Consider the following 23,047-nt stretch of genomic DNA (forward strand, 5'->3'; position numbering starts at 1 on the left):
CGATTTATGCATAATCGAGTCGCGTAATGGCGCTATACAGAGATTTAAGTAACGCTCATTTGCTCGCGGGAAACGAGCCCTCTAGACTCCCCGTCAAGTTTGACTCCAACCCCTGGTATTGCGATGTTGAACAAGACCGTTGTCGTTCCCGTCCTCTCCGCTGCTGCCATGGCCGCGTTCACGGTGTGGGCGCTGCTCGTCGGTCCGCCAGACAGCGCACATGCCGGCGAACGTGCTGTTGCGTCGACCACCGCGGCCGCTCCTGACGGGGCGCATTGTGTGATCGCCCAGCAACAGCCTGCGGCCCACTGAATTGACCTCCAGCGTCCGCCGTTCGCGCGGACGCGGTCTTTCCACTTCTGCTGTTCTTCCGCCGCACGGCCTCACGGCTCGCGCCTGAATGGCGAGCGGTCCGTCAGTTCATCGCGATACGCCTGCATGCCCGCCGTTTCCCGCTCCAGGAACCGGCTCACCGCATCGGCAAAGGCCGGGTGCGCCAGCCAATGCGCCGACAGCGTCGCCACAGGCTCGAACCCGCGCGCCATCTTGTGCTCGCCCTGGGCGCCGCCCTCGAATGTGCGGATGCCGTGTTCGATGCAATACGCCAGTGGCTGGTAATACGCGGTCTCGAAGTGCAGGCAGGGGTGATGTTCGACCGCCCCCCAGTACCTTCCATACATGACCGAAGCCTCCGGCCGCCTGTCGATCACCAGCAGCGCGCTGGCGATGTCGTTGCCGTCGCGCGAGGCAATCACGAGCAGCAGGTTCTCCGGCATCGTCTGGCCGATCTGCTGGAAGAACGCCAGGTTCAGGTACGGCGACGAGTGATGCTCACGATAGGTCGCCCGATAGCAGCGGTGGAAAAAGCGCCAGTCGGCTTCGGTGGCCGCGGCGCCCGGCACATGGCGGAACGTGATGCCGGCCTCGCGCACCCGCCGGCGTTCCGCGCGGATGTTCTTGCGCTTTTTCTGCTCCAACGCGCCGAGGAAGTCGTCAAAGCTGGCAAACCCGGCGTTGCACCAGTGGAACTGCACGCCCTCGCGCAGCAGCATGCCGGCCGCGCGCATCTGCTCGGCCTCATCAGCGGTCGGGAAGAGCACGTGCAGCGACGACAGCTCGCTCTGGCGCGCGATGGCGAGCAGCGTGGCGAGCAGCGCCGCCCGTGAAGCCGCATCGCGCGCCAGGAGACGGGCACCCTGCACCGGCGTGAACGGCACGGCCGACAGCCATTTCGGGTAGTACTCCAGCCCGTGCTGCGCATACGCGTTGGCCCACGCCCAGTCGAAGACGTATTCGCCGTAGGAGTGGCCCTTCACATACAGCGGCATGGCCGCGGCCAGCACATCGCCATCGGAGGTGGGCTCCCACAGCGTCAGGTATTGCGGCGACCAGCCGGTTTCCGGTGAGGCGCTGCCGCTTTCGTGCAGTGCCTGCAGGAAGTCGAAGCGCAGAAATGGCGTGGCTTCGGGCTGCAGGGCCAGCAGGGCGTCCCACGCGACGCGGCCGATGTCGCGCAGATCGGTCACGAGCTGCGTGCGATAATTGGCCGATTCGTGTCGCGAACCAGTGCGAGCTTCGGGCCCGGGAAAAAGGGGGCGAGAGGTCATGCCGCCGATTCTAATTCCAGCCCGGAATGCCGCGCTTGCCTTCCACATACCCCCATGACCGTCACAGTCGCTCTTGCACAGATCAACTGCACCGTCGGCGATTTCGCCGGCAATGCCGCCCGCATCGTTGCCGCCGCACGTGAGGCGCACCAGGCCGGTGCGCGCATTCTGGTTACGCCGGAACTTTCGCTCACCGGCTATCCGCCCGAAGACCTGCTGTTGCGCCCGGCGTTCATCGACGCCAGCGCGCGTGCGCTGGACGCGCTGATCGCAGAGTTGGCGGCGTTTGCAGGCCTGCACGTGCTGATCGGGCATCCGCAGGTCTCGCTGGAGCCCCCGGCGCCGGGCGTGCTGCCCAAGCCCACCAACGCCTGCACCGTGGCCGCCGATGGCCGCGTGGTCGGCCGCTACCACAAGCTCGATCTGCCCAATAGCGAGGTCTTTGACGAAAAGCGCTACTTCCAGCCCGGCACCGAGCCCTTCGTGTTCGAGGTGGATGGCACGCGGTTCGGCGTCATCATCTGCGAAGACGCGTGGTACCCCACGGCCACGGCCTACGCCAAGGCCGCTGGCGCGCAGGTGGTGCTGATCCCCAACGCGTCGCCGTATCACCTCGACAAGGAAGACCTGCGCGAGCAGATTATCGGCGCGCGCGTGAAGGAATCGAGCTTGCCGCATGTGTATGCGAACCTCGTCGGCGGGCAGGACGAGCTCGTGTTCGACGGCGGCTCCTTCGTGCTCGATGCCGACGGCAAGGTGGTCGTGCAGATGGGCCAGTTTGTCGAAGGCCTCGGCTATGCGCAGTTCGACGGCGGCAAGGCGCTGCCCGGCACGATCGTGCCCGAGGCGCCGCTGGAAGCGCAGGTGTACGAAGCACTCAAGCTCGGCGTGCGCGATTACCTCGGCAAGAACGGTTTTCCGGGCGCGATCATTGGTCTTTCTGGCGGGGTCGACTCCGCCCTCGTGCTGGCGATTGCCGTCGATGCGCTGGGCGCCGACCGCGTGCGCGCCGTCATGATGCCGTCGCGCTACACGGCCGACATCTCCTGGCTCGATGCGCGCGACATGGCCGCCCGCCTCGGCGTGCAATACGACGAAATCCCCATCGCGCCGATGTTCGACGCGTTCAAGGGTGCGCTGGCGGAGGAATTCCGCGACCTCCCGGAAGACGCCACGGAAGAGAACATCCAGGCGCGCATTCGAGGCACGCTGCTGATGGCGCTGTCCAACAAGTCCGGCCGCATCGTGCTGACCACCGGCAATAAAAGCGAGATGGCGGTCGGCTACTGCACGCTGTACGGCGACATGGCCGGCGGCTTTGCGGTCATCAAGGACATCTTCAAGACGCTGGTCTACCGGCTGTGCCGCTACCGCAATACGCTGTCGGACGTGATTCCCGAGCGCATCCTCACGCGCGCGCCGTCAGCCGAGCTGCGTGAAAACCAGACCGACCAGGACAGCCTGCCCGAATACGATGCGCTCGATGCCATCGTGCAGCGTTACATGGAGCAGAACCAGCCGGTGGCCGACATCATCGCGGCCGGCTTTGCCGCGGCCGACGTGCAGAAGATCGTGCGTCTCATCAAGATCAACGAGTACAAGCGCCGTCAGGCCCCGGTGGGCATCCGCGTCACGCAGCGGGCGTTCGGCCGGGATTGGCGGTATCCGATCACCTCGCGCTTCAAGGAATAGGCCGACGCCATGCTCGACTACTACGCCAGGCGCGCCCCCGAATACGAAGGCATCTATGCGAAGCCGGAGCGGCAGGGCGATCTGGCGTGGCTGAAGGCGCGCGTGCGCGACATCACGCGTGGTGCACGGGTGCTGGACCTGGCGTGCGGCACCGGCTTCTGGACCGAGGCCATGGCGGACGCGCGCAGCATCGTCGGCGCCGACTACAACGACACCGTGCTGCGTATCGCGCGCGACAAGCGCATCGCCGGGGCGTCCTTCGTGCGTGCGGACAACGATGCGCTGCCGTTCGTGCCCGGTGCGTTTGATGTGATGACCGCAGGATGCTGGTGGTCGCATGTGCCGCTGCAGCGTTTGCGTGCACACGTCGAAGGGTTGCACCGCGTCGTCGGGCCAGGCGTACGCGTGCTCTGGTTCGACAACCAGTATGTGGCCGGCTCCAGCACGCCCATCGCCTACCGCGACGAACATGGCAACACGTGGCAGCGTCGCCCCCTGCAGGACGGCACCGAGCACGATGTGCTGAAGAACTTTCCCGACGACCCCGTGCTGCTGCAGACGGTGGCCGGCATCGGCAGGGATGTGCGCGTCACCCGCCTCCAGTATTATTGGACGCTTGAATACCTCACCAACTAGTTTGCGAGACACCCCATGAAACAGATCACCGCCATCATCAAGCCCTTCAAACTGGACGAAGTGCGCGAGTCGCTCGCCGACGTGGGGGTGACCGGGCTGACCGTCACCGAAGTCAAGGGTTTCGGCCGGCAGAAGGGCCACACCGAGCTGTATCGCGGCGCCGAATACGTGGTCGACTTCCTGCCGAAGATCAAGATCGAGGTGGTGGTGGCCGACAGCCAGGTCGAGAACGTGATCGATACCATCGTCAAGGCTGCCAAGACGGGCAAGATCGGCGACGGCAAGATTTTCGTGATGCCGGTGGAGCAGGTGATCCGCATCCGCACCGGCGAGAAGGACGAAGCCGCCGTGTAAGCGGTTCTTGGCCGGCGTGCCAACGCCGGCCGGTGTCGATCAGCGCGGCAGGGTGATGTTCCAGCGCAGCGCCACCAGCCGCCCGATCACGATCGCCAGCGTGGCGATCACCACGGATACGCTCGGCAGCAGGTCCGTATGCGTCAGCCCGACGTAGAGGAAGCACCCGAGAAATGCGCACGTCGCGTACGGGTGGTTGTCCCGCAGCAGCATGGGCACTTCATTGCAGACGACATCGCGCAGCAGGCCGCCAAAGGCCGCCGTGATGACGCCCATCATCACCGAGACGAAGACCGGCACGCCCGCATCCAGCGCCAGCTGCGTGCCAAGCACGCCAAAGAGCCCGAGGCCGATGGCATCGGTCACGATCAGCAGGCGGTCCGAGACCAATTGGCTTACCAGCCGGATCACCCAGTTGGCGAACAGGCTCATCACGAACAGCGCCAGCAGGTAGTGCTCGTGTTCCACCCAGTAGAAGGGCCGGCGATCGAGCAGCAGATCGCGTAGCGTGCCGCCGCCAAACGCGGTGAGGAACGCCACGATGAACGCGCCCACGGCATCGAGCCGTCGCCGCTTCGCCTCGGCCAGCCCCGAGATGGCAAACGAGAAGACCGCGAGGATCTCCATCCAGTGCATGACGAGTTCCAGGCGCGAGTGCATGGGCGTGCTGTTCTTGTTGTATCGACTGGGTGCTGCTTCAGGAGCCGTGCGGCTGGCGCAGCAGCACCAGCACCGCGCCGGCGCCGCCGGCCGTGTTGCGCGGCTCGACGAAGGCGATCACTTCTTCCTTCTGCACCAGCCAGGAACGCACCTTGCCCTTGAGCACGGGCGTCCGGTCGGGCGAGCCAAGGCCCTTGCCGTGGATCACGCGCACGCAGCGGATGCCGCGCTGCACCGCCCGGCGCAGGAACCCCGCCAGCGCCTCGCGGGCTTCATCGCGGCGCAGGCCATGCAGGTCGATCTGGTCTTGCGTGGCCCACTCGCCGCGGCGCAGTTTCTTCAGTACGTCGGCGCCGATGCCGGGGCGGCGGTACGACAGCGTGTCGTCGGTGTCGAGCAGGTTGTCCACGTCGAATTCGTCCGACAGGGAGGCATCGAGCACGCGCTTGTCTTCGGCGCGCGAGTGCACCGGGTCGGGGGCCGGAGGATTGCGCGGATGCTCCACGCGCCTGTTCTGGCGCAGCGCACTGACCTCGCCGATGCTGGCGCGGAAGATGTTGGCCTCTTCGGCCGCCTGGCGTGCCGCCGCTTCGGCGCGCTGGCGTTCGGCTTCACGGGCCTCGGTCTCGTGCTTGAGCTGCTCGCGCAGCTTGGCAAGATCGGTCAGCCCGAGCTTGTTGGCGGGAGTGGAGGCGCGTTTCATGGCGAAGGGCAGATCAGGTGGACCGTGCGTGGATTATACGAATGCGCCGCACATGGCAAAGCGGCCGATGGTCGCCCATCGGCCGCTGCCAGGACGGGGCGCAGCCCGCTTAGTTCTGCAGGCCCTCCAGGTAGCGCTGCGCGTCCAGCGCGGCCATGCAGCCCGTGCCGGCGCTGGTGATGGCCTGGCGGTAGATGTGGTCCTGCACGTCGCCGGCGGCGAACACGCCAGGGATGTTTGTGGCCGTGGCCATACCGTCCAGGCCGCTCTTCGTGCGGATGTAGCCCGTGTCGTTCATCTCGAGCTGACCCTTGAAGATGTCGGTGTTCGGCTTGTGGCCGATGGCGATGAACACGCCCGCCACCTTGATCTCTTCGGTCTTGCCTTCATTTTCGTTGGTGCCCTTGAGGCGGGCGCCAGTGACACCGGACTCGTCGCCGAGGATCTCGTCGAGCACCATGTTCGTCCGGAGCTCGATCTTGCCTTTCTTCTCCTGCTCGTGCAGGCGGTCGACCAGGATCGGCTCGGCGCGGAACTTGTCGCGGCGGTGGATGAGCGTGACCTTGCTGGCGATGTTCGACAGGTACAGCGCTTCTTCCACGGCGGTGTTGCCGCCGCCCACCACGGCCACTTCCTGGCCCTTGTAGAAGAAGCCGTCGCAGGTGGCGCATGCGGACACGCCGCGGCCCGCGAACTTCTCTTCCGACGGCAGGCCGAGGTACTGCGCCGAGGCGCCGGTGGAGATGATCAGCGCGTCGCAGGTGTACTCGCCGGAATCGCCGATCAGGCGGATCGGCTTTTCATGCAGATGCGCAGTGTGGATGTGGTCGAACAGCACCTCGGTCTTGAAACGCTCGGCGTGCTCCAGGAAGCGCTGCATCAGCTCGGGGCCTTGCAGGTGCTCCTTGTCGGCGGGCCAGTTTTCAACGTCGGTGGTGGTCATGAGCTGGCCACCCTGGGCCAGGCCCGTGATCAGCACCGGGTTCAGGTTGGCCCGGGCGGCGTAGATGGCGGCCGTGTAGCCGGCGGGGCCGGAGCCGAGAATCAGCACTTTTGCGTGTTTTGCCATGATGCGTTCGGTTTGTGCGCGGCACGGGGTGAAGGGTGAAAGTAAAGCGGCCGCCGTGCAGGCTAGGTGAGGGTGATGGCCGCCATTATAAAGTGGGCCCCCCTCGTCCGCCCGGTTGTAAATTCCAATGGCGGTGATAGGGCCGCGTTACAATCGTTGCCATCGCATTCGTGCAGTCCCAAGCCGCGCGGCCCACCTGCCGGGCGGCATATCCGTCTCCCGCATGGCCCGAGCTTCCACCACTCCGACGACCCGTACCGACCCCGCCGCACTGCCCTCCCGCATCGGGCGGCTGCTGGGCGAGGTCCGCTGGTTCCTGTTGCTGGCGGTGACCATCGCCTTCCTGATCATCCTCCTGTCATACAACAGGGCCGATCCCGGCTTCACCCACGCCAGCCAGGTCGACCAGATCCGCAACCTGGGCGGCCGCGTGGGCGCGTGGCTGGCCGATCTGCTGCTGTTTGTCTTTGGCGCGTCGGCCTACTGGTGGGCGGTGCTGCTGGTGCGCAAGGTGTGGCGCGGCTGGCGCGAGCTGATGTCGGACGAGCGCCTGCCCCGCACGGCCATGCCGCGCGTTGACGCCAGCGTCACGTGGATCGGCTTTGCGCTGATTTTGGCTTCCAGCATGGGCCTGGAAGCCATCCGCATGTACAGCATGCACATGAAGCTGCCGCGTGCGCCTGGCGGCGTGCTGGGCGACCTGATCGGCGGGGCGATGCAGCATTCGCTCGGCTTTACCGGCGGCACACTGGCGCTGCTGTTTGCGTTTCTGGTGGGGCTGTCGCTGTTCTTCCACTTTTCGTGGCTGAACCTCGCCGAGCAGATCGGCGCGGGCGTCGAGATGCTGTTCGTCGGCTTCAAGACGCGCCGCGAGAGCAAGCAGGACCGGGCCATCGGCGAGGCCGCCAAGGTCGAGCGCGAAGAGGTGGTCGAAACCCGCCGCGTGCGCATTGAAGAATCGCCGCCGGTGCAGATCGTGCGCCCGGCCGCCGTGGTCAAGAGCGAGCGTGTGGAGCGCGAGAAGCAGCAGCCGCTGTTTGTCGACATTCACGATTCCGACCTGCCGCCGCTGGCGCTGCTTGATCCGGTTCCGCCCGTGGTGGAAACCGTGAGCGCCGAGACGCTGGAATTCACCTCGCGCCTGATCGAGAAGAAGCTCAAGGATTTCGGCGTGGAAGTGCAGGTGGTGGCGGCCTATCCGGGCCCGGTCATCACGCGCTATGAAATCGAGCCCGCCACGGGCGTGAAGGGCAGCCAGATCGTCAACCTGGCGAAGGACTTGGCGCGTTCGCTGTCGCTGGTGTCGATCCGCGTAGTCGAGACGATTCCGGGCAAGAACTACATGGGCCTAGAGCTGCCGAACCCCAAGCGCCAGGCCGTGCGCCTGTCGGAGATTCTCGGTTCGCAGGTCTACAACGAGAGCGCATCGCAACTCACGCTCGCGCTGGGCAAGGACATCGCCGGCAAGCCGGTGGTGGCCGACCTGGCAAAGATGCCGCACTGCATGGTGGCCGGCACCACGGGTTCCGGCAAGTCGGTCGGCATCAACGCGATGATCCTGTCGCTGCTGTACAAGGCGAAGGCCGACGCGGTGCGCCTGATCCTGATTGACCCGAAGATGCTGGAACTGAGCATCTACGAAGGCATTCCGCACCTGCTGTGCCCGGTCGTGACGGACATGCGCCAGGCCGGCCACGCGCTCAACTGGGCCGTGGGCGAAATGGAGCGCCGCTACAAGCTCATGAGCAAGATGGGCGTGCGCAACCTGGCCGGCTTCAACAAGAAGATCGAAGAAGCCGCCGCGCGCGAAGAAAAGATTCCCAACCCGTTCAGCCTCACGCCCGACGCGCCGGAGCCGCTCGACAAGCTGCCGATGATCGTCATCGTGATCGACGAACTGGCCGACCTGATGATGGTGGTCGGCAAGAAGGTCGAAGAGCTGATCGCGCGGATTGCGCAGAAGGCGCGTGCGGCCGGCATCCACCTCGTGCTGGCGACGCAGCGTCCGTCGGTGGACGTGATCACGGGCCTGATCAAGGCCAACGTGCCGACGCGGATCGCGTTCCAGGTCAGCAGCAAGATCGACTCGCGCACGATTCTCGACCAGCAGGGTGCCGAAGCGCTGCTCGGCATGGGCGACATGCTGTACCTGGCGCCCGGCACCGGCTTGCCGGTGCGCGTGCACGGCGCGTTCGTGTCGGACGACGAAGTGCATCGCGTGGTGGAAAACCTCAAGGCGCAGGGCGAGCCGAACTACATCGAGGGCATTCTCGAAGGCGGTGTGGCCGACGACGGCGGCGGCGACGGGTTCGGCGGCGGCGCAGGCATTGCAGGCGGCGGTGGCGGCGAAGCCGACCCGCTGTACGACCAGGCGGTCGACGTGGTGCTCAAGAACCGGCGCGCGTCGATCTCGCTGGTGCAGCGTCACCTGCGCATCGGCTACAACCGCGCCGCGCGCCTGCTCGAAGACATGGAAAAGGCGGGGCTTGTGTCCGCCATGTCGGGCAACGGCAACCGCGAAATCCTGGCGCCCAATCGCAACGGCAACGTCGTCGAAGAGGAATGACGCTGCCGTTACATCGCGTTACCGCGCGAGTGGAATGTTCCGGCGCGCTCGACGACTAACCACCACATCAACTGCTTACCGGGATTCCGATGTTTGTGTTGAAAGCACGTCACCTGATGGCCGCCGGGCTGGTCTCGCTGGCGGCATGGTCTGCCGGGGCCTACGCAGGCGCCGTCGAACAGCTCAACGCCTTCGTGAGCAACGTCACCACCGCGCGCGGCGAGTTCGTGCAGCGCCAGGTGAAGGGCGGCACCAACGGCAACCCGCTGCGTGTGGCCGGCACGTCCAGCGGCGACTTTGTCTTCTCGCGCCCGGGCCGCTTCGTCTGGCGCTATGTGAAGCCCTATGAACAGCAGCTCTCCGCCGACGGCCAGACGCTTTACATCTTCGACAAAGACCTGAACCAGGTCACGGAGCGCAAGCTCGATGCGTCGCTGGGTTCCAGCCCGGCCGCCATCCTGTTCGGCAGCAACGACCTGTCGAAGAACTTCGCGCTCAAGGAGGGCGGCACCAAGGACGGTATCGACTGGGTTGAGCTCACGCCCAAGGCGAAGGACACCCAGTTCGAGCGCATCGCCATCGGTTTTCGCAGCGGCGAGCTGCAGGGGATGGAGCTGCGCGACGCCTTCGGGAACACCACCCTCCTGACGTTCTCGAACATCCAGAAGAATCCGCAACTGCCGGCCAACGTGTTCCGCTTTACGCCGCCCAAAGGGGCCGACGTCATCAAGCAATGACGCGTGGAGGCCGGCGCCGTTGCTGTCCTAGACCAGGAGACCGACCATGCCTTTGCCGTTCACCACGTCGCTGCACCGAGCCGCCGCTGTTGTCGCTGCGGCGTCAGCGGCGGTTGTGCTTGCGGGATGCGCCTCGATGGGTGCGTCCCGTTTTGATATCGATTCGTTCCTCACCGCGCCAGACACGGTGCTGGCCGAGGCCTTGGTCAACAAGGATTTCCTGCACGCGACCGAACTGCCCAGCGCCGAGTGCAGCGCATTGGTGAAAGGCCACGCCGGGCAGGTCGTGCCGATCCAGGCGCCGGCCGATCCACGCCTGCCCGAAGCGTCGGCGCGTCAGCCGTTCGTGATTCAGCCGCCGGCCAGCGAAAACGTCTGGCTGCTGCTGCGCGCGGCCAACGGCACGCAGTCGTGCCATGGGCCGCTTCCGGCCAAGGCGTTCATGGGATTGGTGCAGCGCGCGTCGAACTGACGGCATGCGCGTCTTTTAGGCGTGGGCCGCTTTCATGTCGGCAATGAAGGCGGCCAGCAGATCATTGCGCCGGGCATCGCGGCGCACCACCATGTCGAACGGCACCTCGTAGCGCATGGCAGCGGGTGCCAACGGCGTCAGCAGGCCCTGGGCCACATAGGGCGCCGCAAAGTGCTCCGGCAGGTAACCCAGGTGCCGGCCTGACAGCACCAGCATTGCCACCGCTTCCATGTTGTCTGCCACCGCAGTCACCGGCCGCTCGGCCGGCGAGCCCGCCGCTTCCGGCAGCGGATAGCTGCGCCACGCCCACGCGTGCGCCAGTGCCTGCGCGGGCGTCACGTCCCCAGCCTTCTTGAACAGCGGATGGCCGCGCCCCGCATACGCAAGCTGCGTCTCGTGGAAGATCGTCGTGTAGTCCAGCGCCGGCACGCGGTGCCAGAAGTAGCCGATCGCCATATGGATCTTGTTGTCGAGCAGCAGTCCTTCCAGCTCCCCGGGCGGGCGTACCGAGACCGTGAAATGCACGGATTCATCGCGTTGCCGAAAGCGCTCGATGGCCTGGCTGATACGCGCATTCGCGTTGACGGGCGCATGGCCGATCAAGCCGAGATTCAACGTGCCGACCAGCGTGCGGCCCACCTTGCGCGCCTCCGCGCTGAAGACGTCGAGTGCGCCCAGCAGCTTGCGGGCGGAATCGACGAAGCGTTCGCCGCGCGCGGTGAGCCGGAAGCCACTGCGGCCGCGCTCGCATAGCCGGTAGCCCAGTCGCGTCTCCAGCGTGGACAGCTGCGTGCTGATGGTGGATTGCCCCACGTTCAGCGTTGCCTGGGCAGGGGTGATGCCGCCCGCGTCGACCACGGCGAGAAATACGCGGATCAGTCGCAGATCAAGATCGGAAGCTTGTCCCAGCACGGTCGATACATCGATCCATATCGATGTTTGATTCGGAGATTTCGCATTCTACGTGCGAAATCCATCGGCAAGAATGCAGCTTATTGACACTCATTACATCGTCTCGGGACGATGTGACCATGCGACTGCCATGAACGACCGCGCCGACCTCTTCCAGCCCGCTTCGGGCAACGCCATGCCGCGTTTTGGCGGCATTGCCACCATGATGCGGCTGCCCGCCGCCACGTCTGCCGCCGGGCTGGACGCCTGCTTTGTCGGCGTGCCGTTCGACCTGGGCACGTCCAATCGCAACGGCGCACGGCTCGGGCCCCGGCAGATCCGCGCGGAATCCGTCCTCCTGCGGCCGTACAACATGGCCACACGCGCTGCGCCGTTCGACTCGCTGCGCGTGGCCGACATCGGCGACGTGCCGACCAACCCATACAACCTGCATGACTCGATCGCGCGCATCGAGGCCGCATACCGGGAGATCATCGCCGGCGGCTGCCGCCCGATCGGCCTGGGCGGCGACCACACCGTCACGCTGCCCATCCTGCGCGCGATGCATGCCAAGTACGGCCGCATCGGCCTCATCCACGTGGACGCGCATGCCGACGTCAACGACACGATGTTCGGCGAGAAGATCGCGCACGGCACGCCATTTCGCCGCGCGGTGGAGGAGGGCTTGCTCGATTGCAACCGTGTCGTGCAGATCGGCCTGCGCGGCACGGGCTACGCGGCCGAGGATTTCGACTGGTGTCGTGAACAGGGCTTTCGCGTGGTGACCGCTGAGGAATGCTGGCACCGATCGCTCGCGCCGCTCATGGAAGAGGTGCGCGCTCGCGTGCAGGGCGGCCCGGTCTACATCAGCTTCGACATCGACGGGATCGACCCGGCCTATGCGCCGGGTACCGGTACGCCGGAGATTGGCGGCCTGACCGTGCCGCAGGCGCTGGAGATCGTGCGCGGCGCACGCGGTCTCGACATCGTCGGCGCGGATCTGGTCGAGGTGTCCCCGCCATACGACCCGTTCGGGACGACGGCGTTGCTCGGCGCCAACCTCGCGTTCGAGATGCTGTGCGTGCTGCCCGGCGTCGAATACCGCGCCTGATGCGACACCCATAAGAACAGAGAGGAGACCCCATGCAAGCAGCGCAGTCGATCGCCCAGCCACGCCGTGCGGCGATGGCATCGTTCATCGGCACCACCATCGAGTGGTACGACTTCTACAGCTACGCCACGGCGGCGGCGCTTGTCTTCGGGCCGCTGTTCTTCCCGGGAGAGAACCGCTTGCTGGGGCTGCTGGCTTCGTTCGGGTCGTTCGCCATCGGATTTCTTGCCCGGCCCATCGGCGGCGTGCTGTTCGGCCGCATCGGCGACAGGCTCGGCCGCAAGCGCGCGCTGATGGGCACGCTCACCCTCATGGCCGTTGCCACCGTGCTGATCGGTTGTCTGCCCACCTATGCGCAGGCCGGATGGATTGCGCCGGTCGCGCTGGTGGCGTTGCGTGTGCTGCAAGGCATTGCCGTGGGTGGCGAGTGGGGCGGCGCAGTGCTGTTGGCCGGCGAGCATGCGCCGAAAGGCCGGCGTACCTTCTTTGCTTCGTTCGCGCAGCTTGGCAGCGCCGGTGGCCTGATTCTGTCGATGCTGGCCTTTTCCGCCGTCAGCCGGCTCGAGCCGGAGGCCTTCATGGCGTGGGGCTGGCGCCTGCCCTTCCTGGCGAGCGCGGTGCTGCTGGCCGTGGGCTTTGTGATCCGCATGTCGGTCAACGAATCGCCGGAATTCGAGGCGATGCAGGCCTCCGGCGACGTGGCGAAGCAGCCGCTGGCGGAGGCGTTCAAGGCGTGGCCGCTGATCGCGCTGGCCATCGGCGCCAACGTGTACGGCATCGCGGGCGTGTACTTCAGCAACATCTTCATGATTTCGTATGCCACGCAGTACCTGCAGCTCGATCGCGCGATGATTCTCGACTGCATGTTCTGGGTCGCCGTGCTGCAGTTCTTCGTGCAGCTTGGGGCGGCCACGCTGGCCGACCGTTTCGGAACGCGCCGCATGCTGGTCATCCTCGCGGCCTTCGCGGTGGTCGTGCCGTTCATCATGCTCCCGCTGGTCCGCATGGGCGAGGCGCATACCGTGTTTGCAGGAGTGGCCATCGCCACGCTGGCCGAGTCCGGCTACTACGCGATCATCGCGGGCTTTGTCAGCGGCATGTTTGCGGCGCGCATCCGCTACACGGCGATTTCGTTGTCGTATCAGGTGTGCGGCGCCTTTGCGGGTGGCCTGACACCGCTGCTTGCCACGGTGCTGGCTGATCGCTTTTTCCCGCTGTGGTGGCCGATGGCGATCTTCTATGCCGGTTTTGCGGCGCTGTCGCTGGTCTGTGTGCTTTTGATCGGCCGGAGCAGGATGGCCGCAGAGGCGCCGGCGCTGGACGCACGCGCCGCCTGAGGTTGCCGGGGAAGCGGCCGGCGGACGGATTCTGCGACAATCTCCGCATGAACGCTTCCGCTTCTCTCTTCCCCAACGCGCCCGCCCACATGCCGCTGGCCGAGCGCCTCCGCCCCCATTCCGCCGACGATGTGATCGGTCAGCAGCACCTGCTGGGGCCGGGCAAGCCGCTGCGCGTGGCGTTTGCCTCCGGGGAGCCGCATTCGATGATCCTCTGGGGCCCGCCCGGCGTCGGCAAGACCACGCTGGCGCGGCTGATGGCCGATGCGTTCGATGCCGAGTTCATCGCGCTGTCGGCCGTGCTGTCTGGCGTGAAGGACATCCGCGAGGCGGTGGAACGCGCCGAGCAGTTCCGCGCCAACGGGCGCCGGACGCTGGTGTTCGTCGATGAAGTCCACCGCTTCAACAAGAGCCAGCAGGACGCCTTCCTGCCGCACGTGGAAAGCGGCCTGTTCACCTTCATCGGCGCGACGACCGAGAACCCCTCCTTCGAGGTGAACGGGGCGTTGCTCTCGCGTGCGGCTGTCTACGTGCTCAAGAGCCTGTCGGACGACGAGCTCAAGCAGCTGGCCGAGCGCGCGCGCCTGGCGCTGGGCAGCCTTGAGTGGACACCCGCCGCGCTCGATGCCATCGTGGCTTCCGCCGATGGCGATGGCCGCAAACTGCTCAACAACATCGAGATCGTCACGCGCGCCGCGCGCTCGCAGGCCGAGGGCGCGGGGGCCGGAAACCAAGTGCCGGTCATCGACGAGGCGCTGCTGGCTTCGGCGCTGTCCGAAAACCTACGCCGCTTCGACAAGGGCGGCGACGCGTTCTACGACCAGATCAGCGCGCTGCACAAGTCCGTGCGCGGCTCCGATCCGGATGCGGCGCTGTACTGGTTCTGCCGCATGCTCGACGGCGGCGCCGATCCGCGCTACCTCGCGCGCCGCATCGTGCGCATGGCCTGGGAAGACATCGGCTTGGCCGACCCCCGCGCCGCGCGCATCACCCTCGATGCGGCGGAAACCTACGAGCGGCTCGGCTCGCCCGAAGGCGAACTGGCGCTCGCGCAGGCGCTGATCTACCTGGCCGTCGCGCCCAAGTCCAATGCGGGCTACAACGCCTACAACGCGGCCCGCGCGTTCGTCAGTCAGGACAAGTCGCGCGCGGTGCCCGTGCATCTGCGCAATGCGCCGACCAAGCTGATGAAGGAGCTCGGCTACGGCCACGCCTATCGCTACGCCCACGACGAGCCCGAAGCCTATGCTGCCGGCGAAACGTACTTTCCCGACGATCTGCCCGCGCAGAACTGGTACGTCCCGACGCCACGCGGCCTCGAAGGCAAGATCGGCGACAAGCTGCGCCACCTGCGCGAGCTGGATGCGCAGTGGCACGCCGAACAGGACAAATCGTCCCGCAGCAAATAAAGGCGGCAGGCCGGTGCGATAAAATCGGCCTTTTCGGTCATTCCGATCGTTCGCAATCCTCGGTTTCCTCTCCCCACCATGCTTGATATCCAACTGCTGCGCAAAGACATCGACGCCGTTGCTGCGCGCCTCAAAGACCGCGGCTATGTGCTCGACGTGGCCGGCTTTGCCGCGCTCGAAGCGGAGCGCAAGGCCATCCAGACCCGCACGGAAGAGCTGCAGGCCCGCCGCAACAGCCTCTCGAAGCAGATCGGCATGCTCAAGGGCAAGGGCGAGGACGCCTCGGCGGTGATGGCGGAAGTGTCGGGCATCGGCGACGAACTCAAGGCCTCGGCTTCGCAGCTCGACGTGGTGCAGGCCAAGCTGCAGGACCTGATGCTGTCGATCCCGAACGTGCCGCACGAGAGCGTTCCGGTCGGCAAGGACGAAACGCAGAACGTGGAAGTGCGCCGTGAAGGCACCCCGCGCACGTTCGACTTTCCGGTCAAGGATCACGTGGATCTGGGCGCCGGGCTGGGGCTTGATTTCGACGCCGGCGCCAAGCTGTCGGGTGCGCGTTTCACGGTGCTCACGGGCCAGGTTGCGCGCCTGCACCGTGCGCTCGCGCAGTTCATGCTCGACACGCACACGCAGGAGCACGGCTATACCGAGGCATACGTGCCCTACATCGTCAACGCCGCGTCGATGCGCGGCACGGGCCAGCTGCCGAAGTTCGAGGAAGACCTGTTCCGCGTGCCGCGCAAGATGGGGCAGGGCGCGGACGGCGAAGCCGGCGAGCACGTCGAGAATTTCTACCTGATCCCGACGGCCGAGGTGCCGCTCACCAACCTCGTGCGCGACGAGATCGTCCCCGCGGATGCGCTGCCGATGAAGTTCGCTGCGCATTCGCCGTGCTTCCGCTCCGAGGCCGGTTCGTACGGCAAGGACACGCGCGGCATGATCCGCCAGCACCAGTTCGACAAGGTTGAGATGGTGCAGATCGTGCAGCCTGACACGTCGTTCGATGCGCTGGAAGCCATGACGAACGCCGCCGAGAACATCCTGCGCAAGCTCGAACTGCCGTTCCGCACCGTCGTGCTGTGCACCGGCGACATGGGCTTCGGCAGCACCAAGACGTACGACATCGAAGTGTGGATCCCCGCGCAGAACACGTATCGCGAGATCAGCTCGTGCTCCAACATGGGCGACTTCCAGGCGCGCCGCATGCAGGCCCGCTTCCGCAACGCGCAGGGCAAGCCAGAGCTGGTGCACACGCTCAACGGCTCGGGCCTCGCCGTGGGCCGCACGCTGGTGGCCGTGCTGGAGAACTACCAGAACGCGGACGGCTCGGTCACCGTGCCGGCGGCGCTGCGCCCGTACCTGGGCGGCCAGGAGGTCCTGAAACCGGCGGGTTGACGCTGTTGTGTCAGCCTGTTGATTTCGGCGGAAGAAATCTGCTATAGTCGCGGTTTCGCGATTCAGCGACCCAGTTACCGGAGAGGTGGCAGAGTGGTCGAATGTACCTGACTCGAAATCAGGCGTACCGGCGACGGTACCGTGGGTTCGAATCCCACCCTCTCCGCCAGCAATAGCAGAAGCCCCTTGGTCTCACGGCCAAGGGGCTTTTTGTTTGGCTCCGCAGCACGCCGAGGTTCGCGCAGGCCGGACGCGCCATGTGCCGGCTTTGCCGGGCCGTCCGCGGCGATTTCGCCGCCCCAGAGTTTGATGGCATCGGCCACGCTTCGATCCCGTTCTGAGTCCTGAATGAAGTGCCCGCGTCGTCACGGTGCCATCCACTTCGCTGCGCCGCGCGCCGGGGGCTTGCCGCGCAGCGCCTCGACGAGGTAATCGACGAAGGAGGCAATGCGTGCAGAGATGGCTGTGTTGCGGTAGTACACGGCCTGGATGGGCTGCCGCACGTCCTGCGTCTGGCGCGCCAGCACCTGCAGGAGCCGGCCGGATTCCCGATCCTGCGCGGTCATGAAATCCGACAGGCAGACGATGCCTGTGCCCTCCAGGGCAAGCTGCCGGAGCGTCTCGCCGCTGGACGACCACACCGCAGGCGTGATCCTGTATGGCTCGCCATCGGGCCCGAGTGCGGGCCAGAGGTTCAGCGATTCCGGCTCGGTGAAGCCGAGCAGGGTGTGCCTGGCAAGATCCTCGACCTTGCGCGGCTGGCCGTGCGCCTCGAGGTAGGCAGGGCTGGCCAGCATGCGCACGCGGCTGTGTCCGATGAGCCTGCTGTGCAGCGTCGAGTCTTTGAGCCGACCGATGCGGATGGCCACGTCGGTACGCCGCTCGAGCAGGTCGATGATGCCGTCGTTGCTGTTCAGCTCCAGCTCCACCTGCGGAAAGCGCTCGCGGTAGCCGCGCACCAGCGGCACGATCACATGCAGCATGAAGGGCGAAGCCGCATCCACCCGCAGGCGTCCCGATGGCTTCTCACGCCGCGTGCGCATCTGCTCTTCTGCGCTTTCCACCGAATCGATGATGGCCCGTGCGTTCTGCAGAAACGCGCGGCCCTCTTCGGTCAGTTCGAGCCGGCGCGTGGTCCGGCGCAGCAGTGTGGTCCTGAGCTTGTCTTCGAGCCGCGCCAGCGTGCGGCTCGTGGCGGACACGGTCAACTCAAGCTGTTGTGCGGCCGCGGTGATCGAGCCGGTGTCGACTACCGTGGCAAAGGCCTGGAGTTCATCCAGCGTGATCTTCATTGTTGATCTGAAATCAAGATATTTTCGTTTATAGACCGGTTTTTTGGCAAAAGTAAAGCGGGCACACTGCGCTCCATTCGCATCGGACCCTGGAGTGCCCACCATGCCACTCGCCTTACTCGCGCTGACCCGCGGCCGTCACGCTCGGGGCAGTTGGCCTGAGGGCGCACACCGGCCCGCTCGACGACCGCGAAGGCCTGCCCGCCCGCACCGCCGAGCCGCTCGAACTCGCCCACTGAACGCCGCCGTTTCGTCACCCGCATGCTTTCCGGAGCCCTTGCCATGCACCCACCCAGCTGCTGCCGCCGTTTGCCGGCAATACGTTCGAAGTCCGCTATGAAGGCCTCACCGCCACCAACGCCTATGCCGACGACGGCATCCACATGCGCTACGCGATCACGGAAGGGCCTTTGCCGGCGCCGAGGGCGAAGTGGCCTACACCTGGCAGCACGTCGCCGGCGAGGTCTACGTGATCACGTGGCAGGAAGCCGACCGCGCGACCGTGGTGCACATTGACGATTTCGCGGCGGGCACGTCGCGTTCGTTTTTTACCGCGCCGTCGCTGGACTTCTACCGGCTGGAAGGCAGCCTGCGCTTGCTGTGAGCGAGAGGCCGCCGATACTTGATCTCAAGTCAAATATTTCTGTCCGGTAACGGCGTTTATTTCAGTAGTGGCAACCGCCAGAATGCCTGGGCATACCGCCGCATGCATTCGTTTCCAGAAATTCCACCATGAGCAACATTCCCGCATTCGGCCTTGGCACCTTCCGCCTGCAGGGCCAGGTCGTCATCGACGCCGTCCGCAACGCCCTCGAACTCGGCTACCGCGCCATCGACACGGCGCAGATCTACGGCAACGAAGCCGAGGTGGGCGAGGCCATTGCCGCCTCCGGCGTGCGCCGCGAAGACCTCTTCCTCACCACCAAGATCTGGGTGGACAACGCCGCCCGGGACAAGCTTGCGCCGAGCCTCGAAGAGAGTCTCGCCAAGCTGCGGACCGATTACGTGGACCTCACGCTGATCCACTGGCCGGCGCCCGGCAAAGGCGTTTCCGTTGACGAATCCATGACGGCGCTGGCCGATGCCAAGGCGCGCGGGCTGACCCGCCAGATCGGTATCTCCAACTTCAACATCGCGCTGACGAAGGAAGCGATGGCCGCCGTGGGCAAGGACGCGATCGCCACGAACCAGATCGAACTGAGCCCGTATCTGCAGAACCGCAAGCTGGTGAGCTTTCTGCAGGGCGAGGGCATTCATGTGACGTCGTACATGACGCTCGCGTACGGCAAGGTGCTGGGCGATCCGGTGATCGGCACGATTGCACAGCGGCACCAGGCGACGCCCGCGCAGGTGGTGCTCGCATGGGCGATGCAGCTTGGCTACTCGGTCATTCCGTCGTCCACCAGGCGCGAGAACCTCGCCAGCAACCTGATCGCACGGACGCTGCGCCTGACCGACGACGACATGGCGCAGATCGCCGCGCTGGAGCGCAATGGCCGCGAGGTGAGCCCGCAGGGGCTGGCCCCGGCGTGGGACTGAACTTGCCCCACATCCGCCACAGAGAATCCACATCATGCAGAACGACCCGCTGTTCCAACCGCTGCAGCTCGGCCCGCTGACATTGCCGAACCGCATCGTCATGCCGCCAATGACCCGCTCGCGTGCGAGCCAACCCGGCGATGTCGCCAACGAACTGATGGCCGCGTACTACGCGCAGCGTGCGAGCGCCGGTCTCATCGTCAGTGAAGGCACGTACGTGGCGCCGCTCGGCAAGGGCTACGCGTGGACGCCCGGCATCCACACCCCCGAGCAGGTCGCGGGCTGGCGCAAGGTGACCGACGCTGTGCATGCCCACGGCGGGCGCATCTTCGCGCAGCTCTGGCACGTTGGGCGCCTGAGCCACACGAGCCTGCTGGGTGGCCGCCAGCCGGTATCGGCGTCGCCCCTCCAGGCCAAGGGCGTGAACGTGTTCATCGCTGGCGAAGACGGCCGCACGCCGGGCTTCGTGCAGGCATCGGCACCGCGTGCGCTGACGGTGGGCGAGATCGCAGAGGTCGTGGGCCAATACCGTGCCGCCGCGCGCAACGCCATGCAAGCCGGGTTTGACGGCGTCGAGCTGCATGGCGCCAACGGCTATCTCGTAAACCAGTTCATCGATTCGCAGGCCAACGCGCGCACCGATGCCTACGGCGGCTCGCTGCAAAACCGGCTGCGCTTTCTCGACGAAGTCACGCGTGCCCTCATCGAAGGCACGGGCGACGCCTCGCGTGTCGGCATCCGTCTTGCACCGCTGACCACCCTCAACGGCTGCGTGGACGACGACCCCGAGACAACGTACCTCGCCGCCGCCCGGCTGCTGGATGCGCTTGGCGTGGGCTACATCCACATTGCCGAAGCCGACTGGGACGATGCCCCGCTGATGCCCGTCGCCTTCAAGCAGCAACTGCGCGCGGCCTACGCCGGTGTGCTCATCTATGCCGGCAAGTACACCGCGGAACGCGCACGCGAAGCGATTGGCGCGGGCTGGGCAGAGCTGATTGCGTTCGGGCGTCCGTTCGTCGCCAATCCGGATCTGCCGGCGCGCCTGCGCACCGGTGCGCCGCTCGCGCTGCACGATCGCGAGACGCTGTTTGGCGGTGGCGCGCGCGGCCTCACGGACTATCCGACGCTGCACGCTGCCTGACCGCAACGGCGCCCGGTGGTGACAAGCGCCCCTTTGGTGGTCTCGCCAAGGGACGTTTCTGCTGCGTGGTGATCCGCCGGTCAGAACGTGTGCCGCAAGCCCACGCCGCCCAGGATGGTCTTCGCGCCCGGGGCCGTGCCGCCCGCGACGATCGACGTCTTCAGGCCTTCGAGCGGATCGGCCGTGCCCACCGCGCCCGCGTCGGCGTAGACCAGCTGCGCATACAGCGTCGTGCGCTTGGAGAACGCGTAGTCGTTGCTCAGCACGATCGACTTGGTCGAGCTGTCGTGCGCGCTGCTCTTGTACTTGCTGTAGTAGCCAGCGAGCGTGGCGGTATTGGCGGCGCTCCACTTGTAGTCCAGGCCCACGCCGATCGATTGCACATCAGACACGCGCGCACCGCTGGGCGCGTTGTTCGTCACGTCCAGGTAATTCACGCGGCCGGTGAAGGCGCCGACCGGAACGGCGATGCCAGCGTTCCACAGCCTGCTGAGCGTTTCGCCAGAGCCGCTGTCGGCGATCTGCTGATAGCCGAGGCCGACGGTGACCGGGCCCGTGTACGTGGCGCCCACCGAGAGCTCGTTGCCCTTCCTGAAGCTGCCGGCAGCCTCGCCCAGCGAATAGGCGACGCCGAGCCAGACCGGCCCGAAGTTGTTGGCGTACTGCACCGTGTTCCCCGTGAACACACCAACGTCGTTGCCCGGGTTCGTGCCGGCGCCGAGCGCGTTGCCGGGCGCGGCCAACTGGTTGTACGCCCAGCCGTACAGGTTCGAGAACTGCTCCTTGAAGCCGCGCGGCTCCGTGCCGATGGTGCCGAGCAGGGCCGGGCTGTACTGGCGGCCCAGCGTGATCGCGCCCCATTCGCCGCCGAGCCCGACGTTGGCTTGCCGGCGGAAGAGCTGCGAGCTGAAACCGGGGCCGCTGGTGAGCGTGCCCGTATCGCTGCTGTAGTGTCCTTCGAGGTTGAAGGTCGCCTTCAGCCCATGGCCAAGGTCTTCCACGCCGCGCAGGCCCCAGATGCTGGGGCTAATGCCGCCGGTGTGCATCTCGGTGAGGCTCCCCGCGTTGTCGGCGCTGCGGTTGCGGTACTGCACGCCGGCATCGATGGTGCCGTAGATGGTGACGGACGACTGCGCGAAGGCGGCGCTGGCAGCGCAGCCCAGGGTGGCTGCCACGGCGTATCGTCGAAGGCTCTTGTTCTGCATGGTGTCTCCGTATCTTCTCGTTGTGATGGGCCCCGCGGATTGGGCGCGAGCCTGTTCAGGGGGCGGCGTCGGACACAAGGCCTGCGTTCGACGCCGGGCGTGCATTGCAATATGCGTACCACGCGCATCGCGCCGGTTTGCGCGACATTGCAAGGAGTTGCAGTGCGTTGAATAACGTTTGCGCGCGGTAGGTGGGTGTCACGCGTGTGACATCGCGAGACACTCGATGCAACACGTGTCTCGTTGCGTGTTCAGCCATGGAGCAGCGCCTAGCGCAGCGGCGCGTTCTGCGTCCAGCGGTCTTCGAGTTCACGCCAGGCGCGTGCGACATTCAGCGCATGCCGCGGATGGAAGTTGCGCCAATCGCGATACGCGCCGCCCGGTGCATAGGTGAGGGCATGCGCTGCGTCGCCGCCTGCATCGAGCGCATCGGCAATCGCGTCGTTGAGCGCGTCGAGATACGACAGCGTGGGCAGCAGTGTCTGCATCGGTGTGCCGACGGCCGTGCCGACGACGATGCCGGCATCCAGCCGCTCGAGGCCGCGCAGGGCCTGCCGCCACCCGAGCAGCGAGCCGTCCTGCAGTTCGGGCACGCGCTGCCGATACGCCAGGCCGCCCACACACAGCACGCGCTGCTGCGGGGCGTACAGCACCGTGTCGGAGGCGCTGTGCGCGGCGGTGTGGATGTGCACCTGCCACGCGGTCTTGCCGGTGTGCAGCCAGTCGCCGTCGCGCAGGGCCGGCTCGGGGTAGACGATGTGCGTGCCCCGCATGGCCTGCGTGCCGAGCATGGACGCCAGCCGTGCCAGGCAAGCCTGGCAGCGCTCGCGCATCAGGCTGGCCGTGGCCGCAGAAGCCAGGAAGGCTGGGCGAGGCTGCAGCCGTGCAAACGCTGCGTTGGCCAGCACATGCTCGGGGTGCGCGTGTGTGTTGACCACCCAGCGGACCGGCTCCGCCGTGATGTGCCGGATGGCGGTGATGAGCCGGTCGCCCCACGCCGCGTGCGGGCCGGGGTCCACCACGAGCACGCCGTTGCCCGTCACGTGCACGAGCGTGGGAACGACTTCCCCTGCGTTGGCGCGCGCGGCTTCGGCGTTGTTGGCGCGTGCGGCGTACAGGCCGTGCTGCAGCCGCAGGAGACGCAGCGACACCGGGGGCTGCGGCGCCGCCAGCGTGGCCAACGGTGGTTCGAGCGCGAGTGCGAGCATCAGGCCCATCCAGCGTCGTC

General features: G+C 66.3%; 21 protein-coding genes, 1 tRNA gene and 1 pseudogene. 15 read left to right on the top strand and 8 right to left on the bottom strand.

Annotation, left to right across the window (positions count from 1 at the left end; all coding sequences use genetic code 11):
• Positions 1 to 123 precede the first annotated feature (123 nt).
• Complete coding sequence (locus KHN96_RS10175) at positions 124 to 312, top strand: hypothetical protein (RefSeq protein ID WP_082062881.1); 189 nt, start codon at positions 124 to 126, stop codon at positions 310 to 312.
• Positions 313 to 383: 71 nt separating this feature from the next.
• On the opposite strand, the gene KHN96_RS10180 is transcribed toward KHN96_RS10175, so the two are convergent.
• Positions 384 to 1,607 carry a GNAT family N-acetyltransferase gene (locus KHN96_RS10180; protein WP_062738294.1) on the bottom strand — a complete coding sequence of 408 codons (1,224 nt, stop codon included), beginning with the start codon at positions 1,605 to 1,607 and terminating at the stop codon, positions 384 to 386.
• A 54-nt stretch (positions 1,608 to 1,661) separates the two neighbouring features.
• Between KHN96_RS10180 and KHN96_RS10185 the strand changes: the two genes are divergently transcribed.
• Genes KHN96_RS10185 through glnK form a run of 3 tightly spaced genes read left to right on the top strand, consistent with a single transcriptional unit; the run spans position 1,662 to position 4,289 of the window.
• Entirely contained in the window at positions 1,662 to 3,299 is a 1,638-nt protein-coding gene (locus KHN96_RS10185; protein ID WP_062738295.1) for an NAD+ synthase, read from the top strand.
• 9 nt (positions 3,300 to 3,308) lie between these two features.
• A complete protein-coding gene (locus KHN96_RS10190) occupies positions 3,309 to 3,935 on the top strand; it encodes a class I SAM-dependent methyltransferase (RefSeq protein ID WP_045787418.1) in 627 nt (208 codons plus the stop codon).
• A gap of 15 nt (positions 3,936 to 3,950) precedes the next feature.
• Positions 3,951 to 4,289, top strand: a complete 339-nt coding sequence (gene glnK / locus KHN96_RS10195; RefSeq protein WP_045787417.1) for a P-II family nitrogen regulator — start codon at positions 3,951 to 3,953, stop codon at positions 4,287 to 4,289.
• Positions 4,290 to 4,328: 39 nt separating this feature from the next.
• Here glnK and KHN96_RS10200 read toward each other — a convergent pair whose 3' ends face one another.
• The 3 genes from KHN96_RS10200 to trxB all read right to left on the bottom strand — a co-directional run bounded on the left by KHN96_RS10200 (position 4,329) and on the right by trxB (position 6,721).
• The gene (locus KHN96_RS10200) at positions 4,329 to 4,949 is read right to left on the bottom strand and encodes a trimeric intracellular cation channel family protein (RefSeq protein ID WP_045787416.1); all 621 of its coding nucleotides are present in this window, start codon (positions 4,947 to 4,949) and stop codon (positions 4,329 to 4,331) included.
• A 37-nt stretch (positions 4,950 to 4,986) separates the two neighbouring features.
• Positions 4,987 to 5,652, bottom strand: coding sequence for a Smr/MutS family protein (locus KHN96_RS10205; RefSeq protein WP_062738296.1), 666 nt, complete (start codon positions 5,650 to 5,652; stop codon positions 4,987 to 4,989).
• A 109-nt stretch (positions 5,653 to 5,761) separates the two neighbouring features.
• Positions 5,762 to 6,721: a thioredoxin-disulfide reductase gene (gene trxB, locus KHN96_RS10210; RefSeq protein ID WP_045787414.1), complete on the bottom strand. Its 960-nt coding sequence runs from the start codon at positions 6,719 to 6,721 to the stop codon at positions 5,762 to 5,764.
• 223 nt (positions 6,722 to 6,944) lie between these two features.
• Between trxB and KHN96_RS10215 the strand changes: the two genes are divergently transcribed.
• From KHN96_RS10215 to KHN96_RS10225, 3 genes are all read left to right on the top strand, one after another.
• Positions 6,945 to 9,287, top strand: coding sequence for a DNA translocase FtsK (locus tag KHN96_RS10215; RefSeq protein WP_045787413.1), 2,343 nt, complete (start codon positions 6,945 to 6,947; stop codon positions 9,285 to 9,287).
• Positions 9,288 to 9,376: 89 nt separating this feature from the next.
• Positions 9,377 to 10,024, top strand: a complete 648-nt coding sequence (lolA, locus tag KHN96_RS10220) for an outer membrane lipoprotein chaperone LolA (protein ID WP_045787412.1) — start codon at positions 9,377 to 9,379, stop codon at positions 10,022 to 10,024.
• Between the two features lie 46 nt (positions 10,025 to 10,070).
• Entirely contained in the window at positions 10,071 to 10,496 is a 426-nt protein-coding gene (locus KHN96_RS10225; RefSeq protein WP_045787411.1) for a hypothetical protein, read from the top strand.
• Positions 10,497 to 10,511: 15 nt separating this feature from the next.
• Here the strand turns inward: KHN96_RS10225 and KHN96_RS10230 are convergent, their stop codons facing one another.
• The gene (locus tag KHN96_RS10230) at positions 10,512 to 11,408 is read right to left on the bottom strand and encodes a LysR family transcriptional regulator (RefSeq protein WP_045787410.1); all 897 of its coding nucleotides are present in this window, start codon (positions 11,406 to 11,408) and stop codon (positions 10,512 to 10,514) included.
• Between the two features lie 130 nt (positions 11,409 to 11,538).
• Here KHN96_RS10230 and speB point away from each other — a divergent pair, with 130 nt between their 5' ends.
• From speB to KHN96_RS10255, 5 genes are all read left to right on the top strand, one after another.
• The gene (gene speB / locus KHN96_RS10235; RefSeq protein WP_045787409.1) at positions 11,539 to 12,498 is read left to right on the top strand and encodes an agmatinase; all 960 of its coding nucleotides are present in this window, start codon (positions 11,539 to 11,541) and stop codon (positions 12,496 to 12,498) included.
• 32 nt (positions 12,499 to 12,530) lie between these two features.
• The gene (locus KHN96_RS10240; protein WP_045787408.1) at positions 12,531 to 13,835 is read left to right on the top strand and encodes an MFS transporter; all 1,305 of its coding nucleotides are present in this window, start codon (positions 12,531 to 12,533) and stop codon (positions 13,833 to 13,835) included.
• Between the two features lie 89 nt (positions 13,836 to 13,924).
• Positions 13,925 to 15,244: a replication-associated recombination protein A gene (locus tag KHN96_RS10245; protein ID WP_045787407.1), complete on the top strand. Its 1,320-nt coding sequence runs from the start codon at positions 13,925 to 13,927 to the stop codon at positions 15,242 to 15,244.
• Between the two features lie 78 nt (positions 15,245 to 15,322).
• The gene (gene serS / locus KHN96_RS10250) at positions 15,323 to 16,639 is read left to right on the top strand and encodes a serine--tRNA ligase (RefSeq protein WP_045787406.1); all 1,317 of its coding nucleotides are present in this window, start codon (positions 15,323 to 15,325) and stop codon (positions 16,637 to 16,639) included.
• Between the two features lie 79 nt (positions 16,640 to 16,718).
• A tRNA-Ser gene (locus tag KHN96_RS10255) sits at positions 16,719 to 16,808 on the top strand.
• 196 nt (positions 16,809 to 17,004) lie between these two features.
• On the opposite strand, the gene KHN96_RS10260 is transcribed toward KHN96_RS10255, so the two are convergent.
• Positions 17,005 to 17,931, bottom strand: coding sequence for a LysR family transcriptional regulator (locus KHN96_RS10260; protein ID WP_045787405.1), 927 nt, complete (start codon positions 17,929 to 17,931; stop codon positions 17,005 to 17,007).
• Positions 17,932 to 18,227: 296 nt separating this feature from the next.
• Between KHN96_RS10260 and KHN96_RS10265 the strand changes: the two are divergent.
• The 3 genes and pseudogenes from KHN96_RS10265 to KHN96_RS10275 all read left to right on the top strand — a co-directional run bounded on the left by KHN96_RS10265 (position 18,228) and on the right by KHN96_RS10275 (position 20,614).
• Positions 18,228 to 18,535, top strand: a pseudogene (locus tag KHN96_RS10265) (MoaF-related domain-containing protein).
• A gap of 128 nt (positions 18,536 to 18,663) precedes the next feature.
• The gene (dkgB, locus tag KHN96_RS10270; RefSeq protein WP_045787404.1) at positions 18,664 to 19,470 is read left to right on the top strand and encodes a 2,5-didehydrogluconate reductase DkgB; all 807 of its coding nucleotides are present in this window, start codon (positions 18,664 to 18,666) and stop codon (positions 19,468 to 19,470) included.
• 34 nt (positions 19,471 to 19,504) lie between these two features.
• Positions 19,505 to 20,614 carry an alkene reductase gene (locus tag KHN96_RS10275; RefSeq protein ID WP_045787403.1) on the top strand — a complete coding sequence of 370 codons (1,110 nt, stop codon included), beginning with the start codon at positions 19,505 to 19,507 and terminating at the stop codon, positions 20,612 to 20,614.
• An 80-nt stretch (positions 20,615 to 20,694) separates the two neighbouring features.
• On the opposite strand, the gene KHN96_RS10280 is transcribed toward KHN96_RS10275, so the two are convergent.
• Positions 20,695 to 21,819 (bottom strand): porin, encoded by a 1,125-nt coding sequence (locus KHN96_RS10280; protein WP_045787402.1) that lies wholly within the window; start codon positions 21,817 to 21,819, stop codon positions 20,695 to 20,697.
• A 269-nt stretch (positions 21,820 to 22,088) separates the two neighbouring features.
• A complete protein-coding gene (locus KHN96_RS10285; protein WP_045787913.1) occupies positions 22,089 to 23,036 on the bottom strand; it encodes an MBL fold metallo-hydrolase in 948 nt (315 codons plus the stop codon).
• Positions 23,037 to 23,047 lie beyond the last annotated feature (11 nt).

The sequence above is a fragment of the Ralstonia mannitolilytica genome (assembly GCF_905397375.1).
GTDB lineage: Bacteria > Pseudomonadota > Gammaproteobacteria > Burkholderiales > Burkholderiaceae > Ralstonia > Ralstonia mannitolilytica.